The sequence below is a fragment of the Actinocorallia herbida genome (assembly GCF_003751225.1).
Taxonomy (GTDB): Bacteria; Actinomycetota; Actinomycetes; order Streptosporangiales; family Streptosporangiaceae; genus Actinocorallia; species Actinocorallia herbida.
This window is the reverse complement of record NZ_RJKE01000001.1, coordinates 2995004-3010935: the sequence shown is the minus strand read 5'-3', so window position 1 is coordinate 3010935 and position 15932 is coordinate 2995004. Positions and strand designations below refer to the sequence as shown.

The following is a 15932-nucleotide window of genomic DNA, read 5'->3' as shown; positions in this document are numbered from 1 at the left end:
GGAGTGAAAATCCGGATCGGCTACGCGCCGGGGGCCCGCGGGCCCGAGAGGGACGACTTCACCACGCTCTGCCGGAGCCTCGAGGAGCTGGGCTTCGACTCCCTCTGGGTGACGGAGCGGGCCACCGGGCCGGGCGGCGATCCCGTCGCGCTGCTGGCGCACGCGAGCGCGGTGACCGAGCGGATCAAGCTGGGCACCGCGGTGATGACGCTGCCCGGACGGCAGCCCGCGCTGCTCGCCCAGCAGCTCGCGACGCTCGACCGGCTGTCGGGCGGGCGGCTGCTGCCCGCCTTCGGGCTGGGCCAGCGGCTCGACGCCGAGCACCAGGCGTTCGGGGTGGCGCGCGGCGAGCGGGTCGCGCTGTTCGAGGAGCTGCTGCCGCTGCTGCGCAGGTTCTGGAGCGAGGAGAGCGTCACGCATCGCGGCCCCCGGTTCTCCTTCGACGGTATCGAGGTCCGGCCGAAGCCCGTCAGGGGCGCGTTCGACGTGTGGATGGGCGGTACGGCCGACACCGAGCTGCGCCGCACGGGCCGGCTCGCGGACGGCTGGCTCGCCGCCTTCGTGACCCCCGCGGAAGCCGAACGGGGCCGGCTCCTCATCGAGCGCACGGCAGCCGAGCACGGCCGCGCGATCGACCCGGAGCACTTCGGCGTCACCGTCGGATACCGGCACGGCGCCGCCTTGCCCGTCCGCCGGCTGCCCCGCAAGGACCTGAGCGACGCCGACCTCGACGACCTGGTCCCGTCCCTCGACGCCTTGGAACGGACCCTCCGCCGCTACATCGACGCCGGGTTCTCGAAGTTCGTCCTGGCGCCCCTCCACTCCCCCGCCGACTGGCGCACCGAGCTCTCCGCCGTCCGCTCCGTCCTGTCCCTCCAGACCTGACCCGTCAGCACATGACTTGGCCTGGTCCGGCCGGACGATCCGGGAATGCCCCGGTGCGGTACCCGACGTCTCGGCGAGCCCTCCGCGTCGCTTGAGGCGCGGGGCCGGCGGAGCACAGAATGCCGCCGACGGACATGACGGACGGGGCCGGGAGGCACGGATGGACGAGGCGGGCGGGCGGCCCCGGCTGGCGTTGGGGCTCCCGGTGGGGACGACCCTGTACAAGGCGGACCAGCAACACAGGATCGTGGAGATCGCGCGGGCCGCCGACGCGGCGGGGATCGACACGCTGGTGCACAGCGACCACGTCGTGATGGGCGGCCGGACCGACCGCTACCCCTTCGGCACGTTCGCGTTCCCCGACGGATCGCCCTGGCTGGAGCCGCTGACGACGCTCGCGGTCATCGCGGGGGCGACGTCCCGGGTCCGCCTGTCGACCGGCATCCTCATCGCCGGGCTGCGCCGCGCGCCGCTGCTCGCCAAGACCGCGGCGACTCTGGACGCGCTGTCGGGCGGGCGCCTCGAACTCGGCGTGGGCACGGGATGGCAGCGCGAGGAGTACGAGGCGATGGGCCTGGAGTTCGGAGAGCGGGCCCAGATCCTCGACGACACGGTCACCGCCTGCAAGGCGCTGTGGGCGGAGGGCGGACCGGCGAGCGTCGACCTTCCGACGCTCTCTTTCGACGGCCTGTGGTGCGACCCGAAACCGGTCGCCCCGGGCGGCCCGGCGATCCTGTTCAGCGGCCCGCTGACCGCCCGGAACCTGCGCCGGATCACCGGCCTCGGCGACGGCTGGATCCCGATCATGGGCGAGCCCGTGGCCGGCGTGGCCGAAGGCGTCGCGCGGATCCGCCGCGCGTGGGCGGAGGCCGGCCGCGGCGGGGCGGTCCCCCGGGTCCGGCACACCCTGCCCGTCGCGCGCACCGACGGCTCTCCCGACCTCGACAGGACCCTCGACCACACCGCGGCGCTCTCCGACGCCGGCGTCACCGAAGCGACCGTCCCTCTCACCGCCTTCACCGCCGACCCGGACCGCGCCCCCGCCTGGGTCGACGCCCTCGGCGCCCGCTGGCACCGCCTCTGGACCTGACCCCGCGCGTCCCTCGCCGAAGGGCCACTGCGTGACGCGGCGAACCCTGACGTCACCGCCCTACGGCTCCGGACGGCACCACCTCCGGAGCCGACCCGCACCGCGCGGGTCGAGGCCGCCGTGTCCGTGCGGAAGGGAATGCGGGGTCAGGCCGTCGCGCGGCGCGCGCGGTAGTTCCAGCGGTGCAGGGCTCTCAGGACGGTGTCGGCGCCGGTGGGGTTGGCGCTGTGGACGAAGATCGTGCCGATGGCGAAGGGTTCGCCTTCGAAGGCGGCCTGCTCCAGGAGGGTGAGGACGGGGAGGATGGTGTCGGCGCCGCCCAGGTCGTGGTCGAGCCAGAGTTCGGTGATGTGGGTGTCGCGGTGTTCCTGGAGGAGGCGGAGGCCGTCCTGGCTGGTGCGGGCGACGTGGGTGCAGTGGGGCAGGGGGCGGAGGTCGTCGATGCCGAGGATGAGCGGGGCGGTCATCGGGGCGGGTCCGCGCCGGGGCGGGTGCAGGTGGCGGCGGCGAGGGAGGCGGCTTCGGCGAGGACCGGGGCCAGGTCGGCGCGGGAGAGGGAGCGGAGGGCGTCCCGGGTGAGGAGGCCGCGGGTGTGCAGGCCCGCGAGGAGGCCCGAGGTGAAGGCGTCCCCGGCGCCCACGGTGTCGACGACCTCGACGCGGACGGCGGGCTGCGGCACCGTGCCGTCGGCGAGGTAGGCGGTCGCGCCCTTCTCGCCGCGCGTCACCACGACGAGGGACGGGCCCATGGTCAGCCAGCCCGCGGCGACCTGCTCGACGGGCAGTTCCGGGTGCAGCCAGGCGAGGTCCTCCGCGCTCGCCTTGACGATGTCGGCGAGCGCCGCGCACTCGTCGACGCGGAGCCGCGCGGTGGCCGGGTCGCCCATCAGCGACGGCCGGCAGTTCGGGTCGTAGGAGATGACCGCCTTGCCGTGCCACTCGTGCAGCAGGTCGACGACCCGGCCGGCGCCGGGTTCCAGGTGCGCGGCGAGCGACCCGGTGTGAAGGCAGGTCGTCGTCTCCGGCAGTGGGACGTCAGGGATGCGCCAGTCCAGCCGGAACTCGTACTCGGTGCCGCCGAGCAGGTCGATGCGGGCCGTGGCCCTGCTCGTCGCGAGGTCGTCGTGCGGCTCGCCGATCAGGCCGACCCCGCTGCCTTCGAGGTGTGCGGCGAGGGCGTGGCCGTCGGCGTCGTTCCCGAACCTGGTCAGCAGCGCCACCGGCACGTTCCGTCTGCCCAGACCCACCGCGACGTTCAGCGGGCTGCCGCCCGGCCGCGCGACCGCGTCCTTGTCCCCCGCCACCAGCAGCACGTCGATGAGCGCCTCGCCCACCACACTGATCACGCTTCAGCTCTCCCCGCACTCGCGCCCCATGACGTTCGGCGCTTGAGCATACGGCCAGAAGGTGAACAACAGGCAGACGAACGGACCGATCCCGTCAGGCCAGGGCGGGAAGGAGCCTGTCGGAGACCGTCCGCAGGTAGCGCCAGGCGATCTCCGGGGGCAGGCCGCCGAGCAGCGGGTGCAGCGCGAGCATCGTGCCGCCGCGGACGAGCGCGACGGCCTCCTCGACGGTCAGGATGCGGTGGCTGCGGTTCTCCGCGCGCAGTTCCTCCGCGGTCCGCGCGAACGAAAGGCTGGCGGTCGTGGTCGCGCCCTCGTTCCAGGCGGCGTAGGCACGGACGTCGTGCATCAGGTACGGGCCGAGTTCTTCCCAGGCCTTGTCGACGTCCTCGGCGACGAACACGGTCGTCGGGGTGTCGACGGTCGGCACGAAGCATAGGCCCGGTTCGTGCCCGGCGGCGCGGGCCGCGTCCCGGTAGGCCTCGGCGAGTCCCGGTTCGCCGCCCTGCGCGAAGAACCCGATGCCGTGCCGTCCAGCGCGGCGGGCCGCGGCGAGGCTGCTGCCGCCCCAGGAGACCATGGGCCCGCCGGGCGTGACGGGCGCCGGCGTGACGCGCACGCGCCGCCCCGCGTGCTCGAAAGGCTCGCCGGTCTTGGCCTTGAGGAGGACGCCGAGCTTCTCCTCCGCGATCTTGCCCCGCCGCCGGAAGTCCACGCCGAACATGGCGTACTCCTGCTCGACGTAGCCGATCGCGGCGACGTACATGACACGGCCGCCGCTGATGACGTCGATGACGGCCATCTCCTCGGCGAGCCGGATCGGGTCGCGCAGCGGCAGGATCACCACCGCGACGGTGATCGGCAGCGTCTTCGTCCGTGCCGCCATCGCGCCGGCCAGGACGAGCGGCGACGGCAGGTACCCGTCCTCGGCCCCGTGGTGCTCGGACACCATGGCGGTCACGCATCCGTGCCGCTCCGCCCACTCGGCCATGTCCAGGGCGGCCGCGTACAGCTCCGCCGCGGGCGCGCCGGTCGCCGGCGCCCGCATGTCGAACCGCATCATGAACATCGCCGCGCTCCTGCCTGCCCACCGCCAGTAAAAAGAATAATGTATATGTAAAAGTCGCCAGAAAAAGGCCGCCCGCTCGAAAGAGCGGACGGCCCGGCGGAGACGGCATCCCGGCCCCCGTGCACCGGGCCGGGTCCAGCCGGCTCAGTCGTAGTGGACGATCCCGCGGAGGTTGCGGCCCGCGTGCAGGTCGGCGTACGCCTCGTTGATCTCCTCGAGCCGGTACCTGCGGGTGATGAGCTCGTCCAGCTTGAGGTGGCCCGACCGGTACAGATCAAGGAAGTAGGGGATGTCCCGGCTCGGGGACATCATCCCGAACAGGGCGCCCTGGATCCGCTTCTGGAACATGGCGGTCTCGAACAGGCTGACCGGGATGTTCGGTTCCTGGACGTTGCCGACCGCGGTGACCACGACCGTCCCGGCCTTGCGGATCGCGGCGAACGCCTCGGCGACGTCCTGACCCTTCACGACGCCGACGGTGACGATCGCGGAGTCCGCGCCCTGACCGCCGGTGATGGACCGCGCGAGGTCGGCGGCCGCGGCCATGTCCGCGACGGCGTCGGTCGCGCCGAACTCCAGCGCGGTCGTCCGCTTGAACTCCACGGGGTCGACCGCGATGATCCGGGTCGCGCCCGCGTGCTTCGCGCCCTGGACGGCGTTGACCCCGATCCCGCCGACGCCCATGACGATGACGGTGTGGCCCGGCCGGACCTCGGCGGCGTTGACCGCGGAACCCCAGCCGGTCGGGACGCCGCAGCCGACGAGCGCCGCGACCTCCAGCGGGATGTCCTTGTCGATCTTGATGGCGCCCCACTCGGGCAGCACGCTGTACTCCGAGAACGTCGAGACCAGGGACGCCTGCCCGACGTCGTGGCCCTTGGCGTGCAGCCGGAACGTGCCGTCGAGCTGGGTGCCGAGCATCATGAACGCGCCGTTGTCGCACAGGTTCTGCTGCCCGCTCGCGCACCACCGGCACCTGCCGCAGCCCGGAATGAAGGCCGCGACGACGTGGTCGCCCACCTCCAGGTCGCGGACTCCCGGCCCGACGGAGACGACGACGCCCGCGCCCTCGTGCCCGCCGCAGTAGGGCAGGTGGCCTGCCGGGACGTCGCCCTTGGCCACGTGGTCGTCGGAGTGGCACAGGCCCGCCGCGGCGAACTTGACGAGGACCTCGTGCGCCCGGGGCTCGTCGACGTCGACCTCGATGACGTCCCACTGGCCGGGGGACTCCCACAGGACCGCTGCTTTCGACTTCATGTCATTGTTCCTCTCGATACGGGGTGGCTAGGCGGAGACGCCGAGGAGCAGGGGCAGCCGGACGACGCCCTTGACCTGGCTGAGGTGTCGGACGGGCGGGTCGGCCGGGTCGAGCCGGTAGTCGGGGAACCTCCGGTGCAGTTCGGCGAACGCGACCCGCAGCTCCACGCGGGCCAGGTGGGAGCCGAGGCAGCGGTGTCGCCCCGCGCCGAACGCCAGGTGGGGGTTGGGCTCGCGGGCGAGGTCCACCTCGTCCGCGCCCGGGAACTTCGCGGGGTCGCGGCCCGCCGCGCCGAGCGGGATGAGCACCCTGTCGCCCGCGCTCATCCGCACCCCGCCCACGACGGTGTCGCGGGTGACGACGCGGGCCGGCGCGACCGCCGACTCCCAGCGCAGCATCTCCTCGACCGCGGTGTTCACCAGGCCCGGGTCCGCGACGAGTTCGCGCCGCTTGTCCGGGTTCTCGGCGAAGAAGATCGCGCTGTGCGCGAGCTGCCCGACGACCGTGTGCAGCCCGCCGATGAGCAGCACGAACAGCATGTTGAGCATCTCGTGCCGGGTCAGCTCGCGGTCGCCGAACGTGCCGTGCAGCAGAAGCCCGGTGACGTCGTCGCGCTCGACGGGGTCGGCGGCCCGCGCGTCGATCATCTGGGAGAAGTAGCCGTACACCGCCATGGCCGCCTCGCCGCGCGCGGCCATCGACTCCTCTTCGGTGCCGCCGGGGACGCCGACGACGATCGTGTCGACCCAGGTGTGGAAGCGGGCCGCGTCCTCCAGGGGCCAGCCCATGAGGGCCAGGAAGACGCGGGTGGGCAGTTCCTTGGCGAAGGCCGCCACGAAATCGACCTTCGCCCGTCCTTCCATCGCGTCGAGGAGCTCGGCGACGATCTCGCGGATCCGCTCCTCCAGCGCCGCCATCCGGCGGGGCGAGAAGACCGGCGTGAGGATCTGCCGGTAGCCGGTGTGGTCCGGCGGGTCGGTCTCCAGCGGGATCATCTGGCCGTCCTGCCCGATGGACGGCGGAACGTTGACGCTCACGCTGGAGAAGGTCTCGGCGTCCCGGCAGACCGCCTGGATGTCGTCGTAGCCGGTGAGCACCCAGTGGCCGCCGTAGGCGGACGAGTGGGCGACGGGGCAGGCCGAGCGGAGCTTGTCGTACTCGGCGTAGACGGTGTCGGCGATCGCCGGGTCGTGGATGTCGAAGTCGGTCTGGATGCCGGGGTCGGAGGAGTCACGCGGGGGGTTCGTGCTCATGGCCGTCCTTAGGGTGAGGTCAGACTGATGGCTCTTGGTGGGGGTACTGCGCGGGTCACGGCCACCGGGAGCCCACCAGGGGATAGGCGCGGGTGGCCGGGTCGGTGTCGAGGCCGGTGTAGAGGCTCTTGACGCGGGTGTAGGCGAACAGGCCGTCGGGGCCGAGTTCCGCGCCGACCCCGCTGTTCTTGCGGCCGGCCAGGGGGGTGCGGGCGACGTCGGCGGCCCCCGCCTCGTTGATCCAGGTGAGGCCGCTCTCGATGCGGGAGGCGACCTCGCGGGCCCGGCGCAGGTCGGTGCCCCAGACGGAGGCGGCCAGGCCGTACTGCGAGTCGTTGGCCTGGGCGACGGCGTCGTCGATGTCGCGGTAGCTCAGCACCACCAGGACGGGGCCGAAGAACTCCTCGCGGGCCCCGACGTTGGTGTTGTCGAGGTCGACCAGCACGGTCGGGGCGACGTAGTGGCCGCCCTCGGGCAGCCCGGCCGGCAGCTCGCCGCCGACCAGCACGCGCGCGCCCTGCTCGACGGCCGCCGCTATCTGCTTCTCGATCCGGTCGCGCGCGGCGGCGCTGACCACCGGGCCGACATCGCTCGCCGGGTCGGTCGCCGGACCGAGCACCAGCGCGCCCGCCCGCTCGGCCAGCAGCGCGCAGAACTCCGCGTACCGGGACTCGGGCACGAGCATCCGGGTCGTGGCCACGCACGCCTGCCCGGAGTGCATCATGCTGCTGTAGAGGGTGCCGCGCACGGCGAGTTCGGCGTCGGCGTCCGGGAGGACGATCGCGGGCGACTTGCCGCCCAGCTCCATGACCACGTCGGTGAGGTTCGCCGCGGCGGCGGCCATGATCTGCCGCCCGACGGCGGTGCTGCCGGTGAAGCTGAGCAGATCGACGTCCGGGTGCGCGGCGAGCGCCTCGCCCGCGGCCCGGTCGCCGTGCACGATGTTCAGGACGCCTTCCGGCAGGCCCGCCTCGGCCGCGGCCGAGGCCAGCTCGTCCAGGCCGACGGGGGTGAGCGGCGAGGGCTTGAGCACGATCGTGTTGCCCGCGAGCAGCGCGGGCGCGGCCTTCCAGACGGCCATGAACAGCGGGAAGTTGTACGGCGTGAACGCGCCTACCACACCGACGGGCTCGCGGTGCAGCTCCCACTGGCCGAAGCCGGGGAAGGTGTCGACGGGGTGGGAGACCGGGCGCTCCAGCAGCGGCGCCATCCCGGCGAAGTCGCGCAGGTGCGCGATCGGGCTGCCCGCCTGGAGGATCGGGCCGAGCCGGACGGTGCTGCCGGTGTCGGCGACGAGCGCGGCCGCCAGGTCGGGGAACCGGGACTCCAGCACCCCGGCGATCGAGCGGAGGACGTCCGCCCGCTCCGCCACGGTCATCCGGGGCCAGGGGCCTTCGGCGAAGGCGCGGCGGGCCGCGGCCACGGCCTGGTCGATCTCGGCCGCGCCGCTGTCGGGGACGGTGCCCAGGGGCTCCCCGGTGGAGGGGTCGTCGAAGGTGAGGACGGGGCCTGGGTCCGCGGTGAACCGGCCGTCGATGAAGTTGGCGAGGGTGCGAGTCATCGTGCTTCCCATCGGGGTGTGCGAGTCAGCGGTCGAGGGGCAGGGCGTCGGACGGGGTGGCGGGGATGCGCTCGCGCAGCACGTTCTTGGCGAGCTTGCCGGAGAAGGTGCGCGGGAGCGGTTCGCCCAGGGCGACGGCGTGCTTGGGCTGCTTGAAGCGCGCCAGGTTGCCGCTCGAACGCTCGGCGAGCAGAGCGGCGGTCTCGGCGGCGTCCTTCTCGGTGTGGAAGACGACGATCGGGACCTCGCCCCAGCGCTCGTCGGGGACGCCGATGACGGCGAGGTCGAGGACACCGGGGACGCCCGCGAGCGCCTTCTCCAGTTCGGCGGGGTAGACGTTGATGCCGCCGGAGATGACGAGGTCCTTGCTGCGGTCGACGAGCTTGAGGAAGCCGTCGCCGTCCTGGAGGCCGAGGTCCCCGGTGCGCAGCCAGGGGCCGGACATCACCTCGGCGGTCGCCTCCGGCCGGTTCCAGTAGCCGCGCATGACGTGCGGACCCTGGACCATGATCTCGCCGACCTCGTCCGCGCCGACGGCCGCGCCCTGCTCGTCGCCGATCCGGATGCGGGTGCCGACCAGCGGCAGGCCCGCGAAGCCGGGACGGGTCCGCGCGTCCTCGTAGCGCATGGTCGCGGCGAGACCGGAGACCTCGGTGAGTCCGTAGACCTGGGTGAGCGGGATGCCGTGCGCGCGGTAGGCCTCCAGCAGGTCGAGGGAGACCGGGGCGCCGCCCGCGCCCGCGAAGGTGAACCTCGCGAGCTCGCGGGACGCCAGGCCCGAGGCCATCCGCTCCCAGATGACCGGGACCATGGTCGTCGCGGTGACGCGCTCGCGTTCCATGACGTCGAGGCCGGTGTCGGGGTCGAAGTCGGCGAGCAGGACGAGGGTCGCGCCGGTGTAGACGACGAACTGCATGAAGACCGAGATGCCCGACCCGGTGTAGACGAGCGGGGCGCAGGCCAGCACCCGGTCGCGCCACGACAGGCCGTGCGTGACCGCGGCGGACTGGCCGACCGACAGGATGCTCCGGTGCGTCAGGAGCGCGCCCTTCTGCACGCCGGTCGTGCCGGAGGTGTAGCAGATGAACGCGGGGTCGTCGTCGGCCACCTCGACGTCAGGGACGGCGCCAGAGGTGATGTACAGGAGGTCGATCGAAGGCAGGTCGGAGCCTCCTACCGTGTAGATCTCGAAGCCCACGTCGGCCTGGCCGGGTTCCAGCAGGTGCGCGAGGCCCGCGTCCGCGACGACGACGGACGGCGCGGAGTCCTGGAGCATCGGCAGCAGTTCCGCCGCGATGAGCCGGAAGTTCAGCGGGACGCAGATCGCGCCGAGTTTCACGGTGGCGAGCATCAGCTCGGCGAGGACCGGCTTGTTCGTCAGGAGCAGGCCGACCCTGTCGCCCTTGCGGACGCCGCGCGCGGCGAGGCCGCGGGCGAGCGCGTCGGACGCGGCGTCCACCTCCGCCCAGGACCGGACGGTGCCCTCGAAGGCGATGGCGTCGTGCTCGGGGCGGGTGCGGCCCCAGTAGCGGACGAGGTCATTGATGTGCAACGGACGGCTCCTCGCGGATGACGGGGGATGTGGGACGAGTCCGAAATGCCAGGCCGCACAAGGGGCGAATCCGGTGCGACCCGATGGGGTGGAAGGAATCCGCGGCCGGGGAGCCGCGCGATCACGGGAGAGAAGGGCCCGGTTCAGCCCTCCGCCAACCGAGCGGCCTCCTCGTCGGAATAGCCCGCGACGTCCCGGAGAACCGCCGCGGTATCGGCCCCGAGCAGCGGCGCGAGCTCAGGCGCGAACTCCTCGCCCGGCAGCCGCACGGCGGACGCGGGCAGCCGCAAGCTCCCGCCCCGCCCGTCACCGACCGTGTAAGTGGTGGCCCGCGCGTTGTAGTGCCGGTCCTCGACCAGCTCGGCGAAGGTGTTCACCGGACCTCCCGCCACGTCGTGCGCGAGGAACAGGTCGATCCACTCCGCCCGCGTCCGCTCCAGGAAGATCCCGCGCAGCTCCCGCCAGACCGTCTCCGCACGCCCGACCGCGCCCTCGTCGGCGGAGGACAGGTCGATCTCCAGCAGATCCCCCCGCCCCACGGCGAGGCAGAAGTTCCGCCAGAACTTCTCGACGTGCGCGCCCATGAGCATCGCGCCGCCGTCCTTGGTCCGGTAGGCCTCGAGTCGTGGCCAGTCGGGCAGCCGCCCATCGGGGAGCCACCCGTCGCGCGGCACGGTCCGCCCGGTGTTGAGCGCCGCGTCGATCTCGTCCGGGATCCACGTCGCCGCGACGTCGATCCCGGCGATCTCGAGCTGCCGCCCGCGCCCGGTGTTCCGCGCCTCGTGCACCGCGGCGAGCAGCCCCATCGCCCCGTAGGCCCCGAGGGCGTACATCGCGATCGACGGGGAGGTCGCGCCCGCCATGCCCCGCGTAGGAGGCTCGTCGGGAGTGGTGACCTCGCGGAGGCCCGCGTAGGCGTCGAAGACCGGCCCGCCGGAGCCGAGCCGCCGATACGGCCCGTCAGAGCCGAGGCCGGACACGCAGCACAGCACGATCGCGGGATTGCGCTCCGCGAGTACGGGGTGCCCGAGCCCGAGCCAGTCGAGGTAGCCCGCCCGGGTGCCCTCGATGACCGCGTCGCTGGCTTCGGCGAGCTTGAGGAACGCCTCCTTGCCCTCCGCGGAGCGCAGGTCGAGGCGGACGCTCTTCTTGCCCCGGTTCCAGCGCAGGTGCATGAAGGCCGGTCCGTCCGGGCCCCCGACGGCCAGCGCCCCGCCGACCCGCACGGGATCGCCGAGCGGCCCGGACTCGACCTTGAGCACCTCGGCGCCGAGGTCGGCGAGGTGCCCGCCGACGGACGAGGGAGCGAGCTGCGCGACCTCGAGGATCCGCAGCCCGGCGAGCATCGGATAACCGCTCATACTGATCTCCAAAGCAGGGAATTCGGGAAAGCCGGTGGTGGGCCGATCCGGCCGGGGGCTCAGGCGGAGACCGGACCGCCGAGCCAGACGCCGATCTCCTCACCGGACACGTACGCGGCCTCGTCCGACACCAGGAAGGACACCGTGGACGCGACGGCCTCGGCGGGGATCTCCGGCCACGTCGCCTTGAGGTTCTCCAGGGCCTTGTCCCCCGCCGAGCGGACCATGTCGGTCTCCACGAAGCCGGGGACGACGGTGTTCACGGTGACGCCCCTTCGGGCGGTCTCCTTGGCGATCACCTTGGCCATCGCCGCGAGCCCCGCCTTGGCGGCCGCGTACGCGCCCATGGTGGGGACGATGTCCCGGCCGCCGCTGGGGCTGCCGAAGAACACGACCCGCCCTCGGCCCTCCTCGTACATGCCGGGAAGGGCCGCGTGCGTGCAGTAGTAGGCGCCGTGCAGATTCACCGCGAGGACGCGGTCGAACTCCTCGGGCGCCTGCCTGCGCGCACTGCCGCTGTGGTTGACGCCCGCGTTGTTCACCAGGACCGTCGGGGTGCCGAGCAGTTCGGTCGTCCGCTCGATGAGCGCCGCGGCCTCCTCGGCCCGCCCGACGTCCGCGCCGAGCGCCACCGCCCGGCCGCCCGCCGCCTCGATCCCGGCGACGACGGCCTCGGCATCGGCCCGGCTCCGGGAGTAGTTGACGGCGACGGCGTACCCGTCGCGCGCCAGGCGGCGGCTGACGGCGGCGCCGATCCCCCGCCCTCCCCCGGTGACCACCGCGACGGGCATCAGCGCACCTTTCCATGCGTGTCGGGCACGTCCCGGTAGGTGTCGCGCAGCTCGCGCTTGGCGATCTTGCCACTGGCCATGCGCGGGAACTCGCCCTCGACGAAGACGACATAGCGCGGCACCTTGTAGTCGGCGAGGCGGGCGTTGCAGTGCTCGATCACCTCGGCCTCGGTGAGCTTCGCCGTCGTCTTGATGAGGGCCGCGGGGGTCTCGCCGAACTTCGCGTCGTGCACGCCGATGACGGACACCTCCTGAACGCCGGGCAGCTCGGTGAGCACGTTCTCGATCTCCAGCGGGGCGATGTTGAGGCCGCCGGAGATGATCATGTCCTTGATGCGGTCGACGAAGGTGAGGTATCCCTCCTCGTCGAGGACGCCCATGTCGCCGGTGTGCAGCCAGCCGTCCTTGAGCGCCGCCTCGGTGGCCTCCTTGTTGCGCCAGTAGCCGGGCATCATGGCCGGGCCGCGCAGCAGGATCTCGCCCGCGGTGCCCGCCGGGCAGTCGGTCCCCTCGGGGTCGACCACGCGGACCTTGGTGAAGATGCCGCCGCGCCCGCACTTCTCGGGGTTGTCCGCGGCGAGGTCGCGCGGCATGACGGTGGCCGAGCCGCCGATCTCGGTCTGCCCGTAGATCTGGCGCAGCAGCACGCCCTTGGCCTGCCAGGCGCGCAGCAGGTCGACCGGGACGCGCGCGCCGCCGACGTGTGCGGTCACCACGCTCGACAGGTCGGCCTCGGCGAAGCCCGGCGCGCCGGAGATGCCCTGGAAGATGATCGGCGGGCCCATGATCGTGGTGACGCGGTTCGCCGCGGCCACCTCGACGGCCCTGGCCGGGTTGAACGCGGGCTGGAGGAAGAGCGTGCCGCCGTTGATCAGCACCCGTGCGAACGCCCAGATGACACCGGCCGCGGTGAACATCGGCAGCACCAGGAGCTGCCTGAGGTCGTTCGGCGGGACGGGCTCGATCAGCGACCATTCCTGGGTCATCCCGGCGATGGTGGCGTGGCTGAAGATGACGCCCTTGGGCCGTCCGGTGGTACCGCTGGTGAAGATGATCGCGGCGACGTCGTCGCGGTCGGCGATGGGCGCGGTGACCGGGGCGTGGTCCGCCCCGCGCAGCGCGGTGAGGTCGCCGAGGACGCCGGGCACGAAGGTCGGGGACGCCGCGTGGACTTCCCCGAGGCGCTCGGCGAAGACCGCGTCGCCGTAGACGACGGTGGGCTCGCAGTCTTCGACCAGGGCCGTCAGCTCGCGGGCCAGCATCCGGTGGTTGAAGGGGGCGACGATCGCGCCGAGCCGCCAGGCGCCGAGCGTCGCGGCGCACCACTCGAGGCTGTTGTTGCCCAGCAGCGCGACCCTGTCGCCCGCCCGGACTCCCTCGGCCGCGAGCTTCGCGGCGACGCCGTCCGCCCACGAGGACAGCTCGCGGTAGGTGACGGCGTCGCCGTCGAAGTCGACGGCGACCTTGTCCGGGTTGATCCTCGACCAGAAGACGAGCGCGTCGTTGACGGTTCCGCTCATGGGGCAACCTTCCGATTGTCTCTTTCGATGGGCGGGCTCACGCACCGCCGCGGCTCCTCCCGCGACGGCCGGACTGTGCCCTGCCTCACATGCCGATTAATCTAAAGCCGTTAGTCTCTGGGCGCAAGACCCAGCGGGTGCGTTATCGCGGATTCCCAGCTAGATGCCCATGTTCAGGCCGTATCTGACATCATCCTGGGTCCGTTCGAAGCCGAGCAGACGACTCATCCGCACCACCCGGGACAGCGCGGGGTCCACCCGTGCCTCGGCCGCGCGGGCGCCGTCCGCGCGCAGCAGCGCGAGCGCGCCGGACGCCAGAGCGAGGCCGGTGCCGCGCCCGCGCGCGGCGGGCACGATCGCTTTCAGGGTGCCCGTCCGCAGTCCCTCGACCCGCCGCAGACGGCGGTCGAGCCAGGCGTAGCCGACGAGCCCGCCGCCGGGGCCGGCGGCGAACAGGAGGCGGGCCGAGCCGTCCACGGGCGGGCGGTAGCGCGCCGGCAGGCCGGACTCCTCCCACAGCCTGACGGCCTCGCCGGGCGCGGGTGCCTCGGTGAGGGTGAGCGCGCTGGGCGGCTCGGGGAGCGGGCGGGCGTGCGGGCCGGTCAGCGGCCGCAGAGTTCGCCAGACACGGCCGGTCTCCGGTAGGGCGAACCTGCGGGCCAGCCGCTCGGCCGCCGGATGGTGGCCGTCCGCCCAGCCGCCGACGGGTCCGGGCACCGGCCACGAGGCCGCGTCCGGGCCGAGGAGCTCCAGCAGGGTCGTCGCGATCCCGATCGAGCGGAACCCGGGATGGACGACGAATCGCCCGTCCGTCATCCCGTCCTCGGTGGTGAAGCAGGCGTAGGCGACCAGGGAGGCGTCGGCGTCACGCCGGACGAGGAGGTGCGGGCCAGGGCCCGTGCCGGCCTCCTCGGTCACGCCGGTGAAGCCCGCTTCGGCGTCGAACTCGGCGCAGATGCGGACGAGCTCCAAGGCTTCCTTGAGGTCCTCCCCGTCCAGCCTCGCGCGCCAGGCGGCGCCGATCACCGGTCGGCCGTCAGGGCGCGGACCTGGCGGTGGAAGATCTGGTTGATCACCTCGTTGCGGCCGAGCAGCATGCCGCCGGCGTCGGCGCTGCCCAGGGCCTCCTGGCTGGCGCGCAGCAGCGGGAAGTCCTCGGCGTGCAGGACATCGAGAAGGATCTGCCAGTTCTTCGCCCAGCGCCGCTCCCAGACCGCCTCGTCCAGCCCGGACGCCTCGACGTCGGGGACCATGACGCGCATCTCCATCCGGCTGCGGCCCGGGTCCGTCGGATGCGGGCGGAAGGTGAGCAGCTGGTAGTGGTCGGGCTGGCGCAGCAGGGTGCTGTTCGGGCCGAGGAAGTGCGACTCGGTGACGTGCCTGCCGAGATCGGCGTCCCCGTGGTCCTCCTCCAGGAAGCGGTCGATGCTCTTGCGCGGGGACAGGAAGCGCGCGTGCGCGCCGTAGTCCTCCACGGCCAGGACGTTGGTGTGGATGATCTTCCCGGCGGTGTTCGGATGGGCGTACTTGATGTGGTACCCGTCGAGGAAGGCGTCCTGCATGACCTTCCAGTTGACGGGCTCGTCGAAGCCCTCGGCCTGGTAGGTCAGGAGGGTGTCGAGGCTGTAGGAGGCGAGGATCGTGTCCATCTCGGGGCCGAGCCAGGAGCCGACGTCGATCGTCGCCGCGGCGTTGTCGACCAGCCAGATGAACCCGTGCCGCTCCTCGGCGGGCAGCTCGATCAGGCCCGAGGCCGACTTGTCGACCTCGCCGAAGGTGTGGTCATAGGTGACCGTGCGCAGGCTGCCGTCGGTGTCGTAGGACCAGCGGTGGTAGCCGCAGGAGAAGATCCGGCACTGCCCGGACGGCTGGTCCTCCAGCAGCGCGCCCCGGTGGCGGCAGGCGTTGACGAACGCCTTCACGCCCCCGTCGCGCTGGCGCACCACGATCACCTTGTTGCGCGGCATCTGGAGCGTCAGGAACGCCCCCGGCCGCGCGATCTCCGCCGAGTGCGCGACGATCGACGGCACCCGTCCGAAGATCATCTCCCGCTCCCGCGCGGCGATTCCGGGATCGGTGAACTCCTGTGGTCCGAAGGGCACCACGCCCTCGAACTTGTCGGTGTCGTCCTCGCGCAGCAGGTCGAGCAGCCGCTCGATCCGGCCGCCCCGCTCGTCCAGTGTCATGTCCGGCCTCCGTTCCCAGCTCGGGTCTTGTGCCGGTAAACCTACTCTCATTAGATTAATG

14 protein-coding genes are annotated in these 15932 nt (G+C 72.6%); 2 read left to right on the top strand and 12 right to left on the bottom strand.

The features are described 5' to 3' along the window. Positions 1-3: 3 nt before the first annotated feature. Complete coding sequence (locus EDD29_RS14070; RefSeq protein WP_123664837.1) at positions 4-885, top strand: LLM class flavin-dependent oxidoreductase; 882 nt, start codon at positions 4-6, stop codon at positions 883-885. A 160-nt stretch (positions 886-1045) separates the two neighbouring features. After that, positions 1046-1975, top strand: coding sequence for a TIGR03619 family F420-dependent LLM class oxidoreductase (locus tag EDD29_RS14065; RefSeq protein WP_123664836.1), 930 nt, complete (start codon positions 1046-1048; stop codon positions 1973-1975). Positions 1976-2121: 146 nt separating this feature from the next. Here the strand turns inward: EDD29_RS14065 and EDD29_RS14060 are convergent, their stop codons facing one another. The 12 genes from EDD29_RS14060 to EDD29_RS14005 form a co-directional block, all read right to left on the bottom strand. Continuing rightward, on the bottom strand, positions 2122-2442 hold the full coding sequence (locus EDD29_RS14060) for a cyclic-phosphate processing receiver domain-containing protein (protein ID WP_123664835.1): 321 nt from the start codon (positions 2440-2442) through the stop codon (positions 2122-2124). Continuing rightward, the gene (locus EDD29_RS14055) at positions 2439-3320 is read right to left on the bottom strand and encodes a carbohydrate kinase family protein (protein ID WP_123664834.1); all 882 of its coding nucleotides are present in this window, start codon (positions 3318-3320) and stop codon (positions 2439-2441) included. Before EDD29_RS14055 ends, EDD29_RS14060 begins: the two co-directional genes overlap by 4 nt. 94 nt (positions 3321-3414) lie before the next feature. Then, positions 3415-4389 carry an LLM class flavin-dependent oxidoreductase gene (locus EDD29_RS14050; RefSeq protein WP_123664833.1) on the bottom strand — a complete coding sequence of 325 codons (975 nt, stop codon included), beginning with the start codon at positions 4387-4389 and terminating at the stop codon, positions 3415-3417. Between the two features lie 144 nt (positions 4390-4533). Beyond that, positions 4534-5646 carry an NDMA-dependent alcohol dehydrogenase gene (locus EDD29_RS14045; protein ID WP_123664832.1) on the bottom strand — a complete coding sequence of 371 codons (1113 nt, stop codon included), beginning with the start codon at positions 5644-5646 and terminating at the stop codon, positions 4534-4536. Positions 5647-5673: 27 nt separating this feature from the next. Next, on the bottom strand, positions 5674-6900 hold the full coding sequence (locus EDD29_RS14040) for a cytochrome P450 (RefSeq protein ID WP_123664831.1): 1227 nt from the start codon (positions 6898-6900) through the stop codon (positions 5674-5676). A 55-nt stretch (positions 6901-6955) separates the two neighbouring features. Continuing rightward, the gene (locus EDD29_RS14035; RefSeq protein WP_123664830.1) at positions 6956-8461 is read right to left on the bottom strand and encodes an aldehyde dehydrogenase family protein; all 1506 of its coding nucleotides are present in this window, start codon (positions 8459-8461) and stop codon (positions 6956-6958) included. Between the two features lie 25 nt (positions 8462-8486). Continuing rightward, complete coding sequence (locus tag EDD29_RS14030; protein WP_123664829.1) at positions 8487-10013, bottom strand: class I adenylate-forming enzyme family protein; 1527 nt, start codon at positions 10011-10013, stop codon at positions 8487-8489. A 143-nt stretch (positions 10014-10156) separates the two neighbouring features. After that, positions 10157-11374, bottom strand: a complete 1218-nt coding sequence (locus tag EDD29_RS14025) for a CaiB/BaiF CoA transferase family protein (protein ID WP_123664828.1) — start codon at positions 11372-11374, stop codon at positions 10157-10159. Positions 11375-11433: 59 nt separating this feature from the next. Further along, positions 11434-12165 carry an SDR family oxidoreductase gene (locus EDD29_RS14020; protein ID WP_123664827.1) on the bottom strand — a complete coding sequence of 244 codons (732 nt, stop codon included), beginning with the start codon at positions 12163-12165 and terminating at the stop codon, positions 11434-11436. Further along, entirely contained in the window at positions 12165-13685 is a 1521-nt protein-coding gene (locus EDD29_RS14015) for a class I adenylate-forming enzyme family protein (RefSeq protein WP_123664826.1), read from the bottom strand. The genes EDD29_RS14020 and EDD29_RS14015 overlap by 1 nt, the downstream gene beginning before the upstream one ends. Before the next feature lie 159 nt (positions 13686-13844). Continuing rightward, positions 13845-14711 carry a hypothetical protein gene (locus EDD29_RS14010; RefSeq protein WP_123664825.1) on the bottom strand — a complete coding sequence of 289 codons (867 nt, stop codon included), beginning with the start codon at positions 14709-14711 and terminating at the stop codon, positions 13845-13847. After that, positions 14708-15871, bottom strand: a complete 1164-nt coding sequence (locus EDD29_RS14005) for an aromatic ring-hydroxylating oxygenase subunit alpha (protein WP_123664824.1) — start codon at positions 15869-15871, stop codon at positions 14708-14710. The genes EDD29_RS14010 and EDD29_RS14005 overlap by 4 nt, the downstream gene beginning before the upstream one ends. Positions 15872-15932 lie beyond the last annotated feature (61 nt).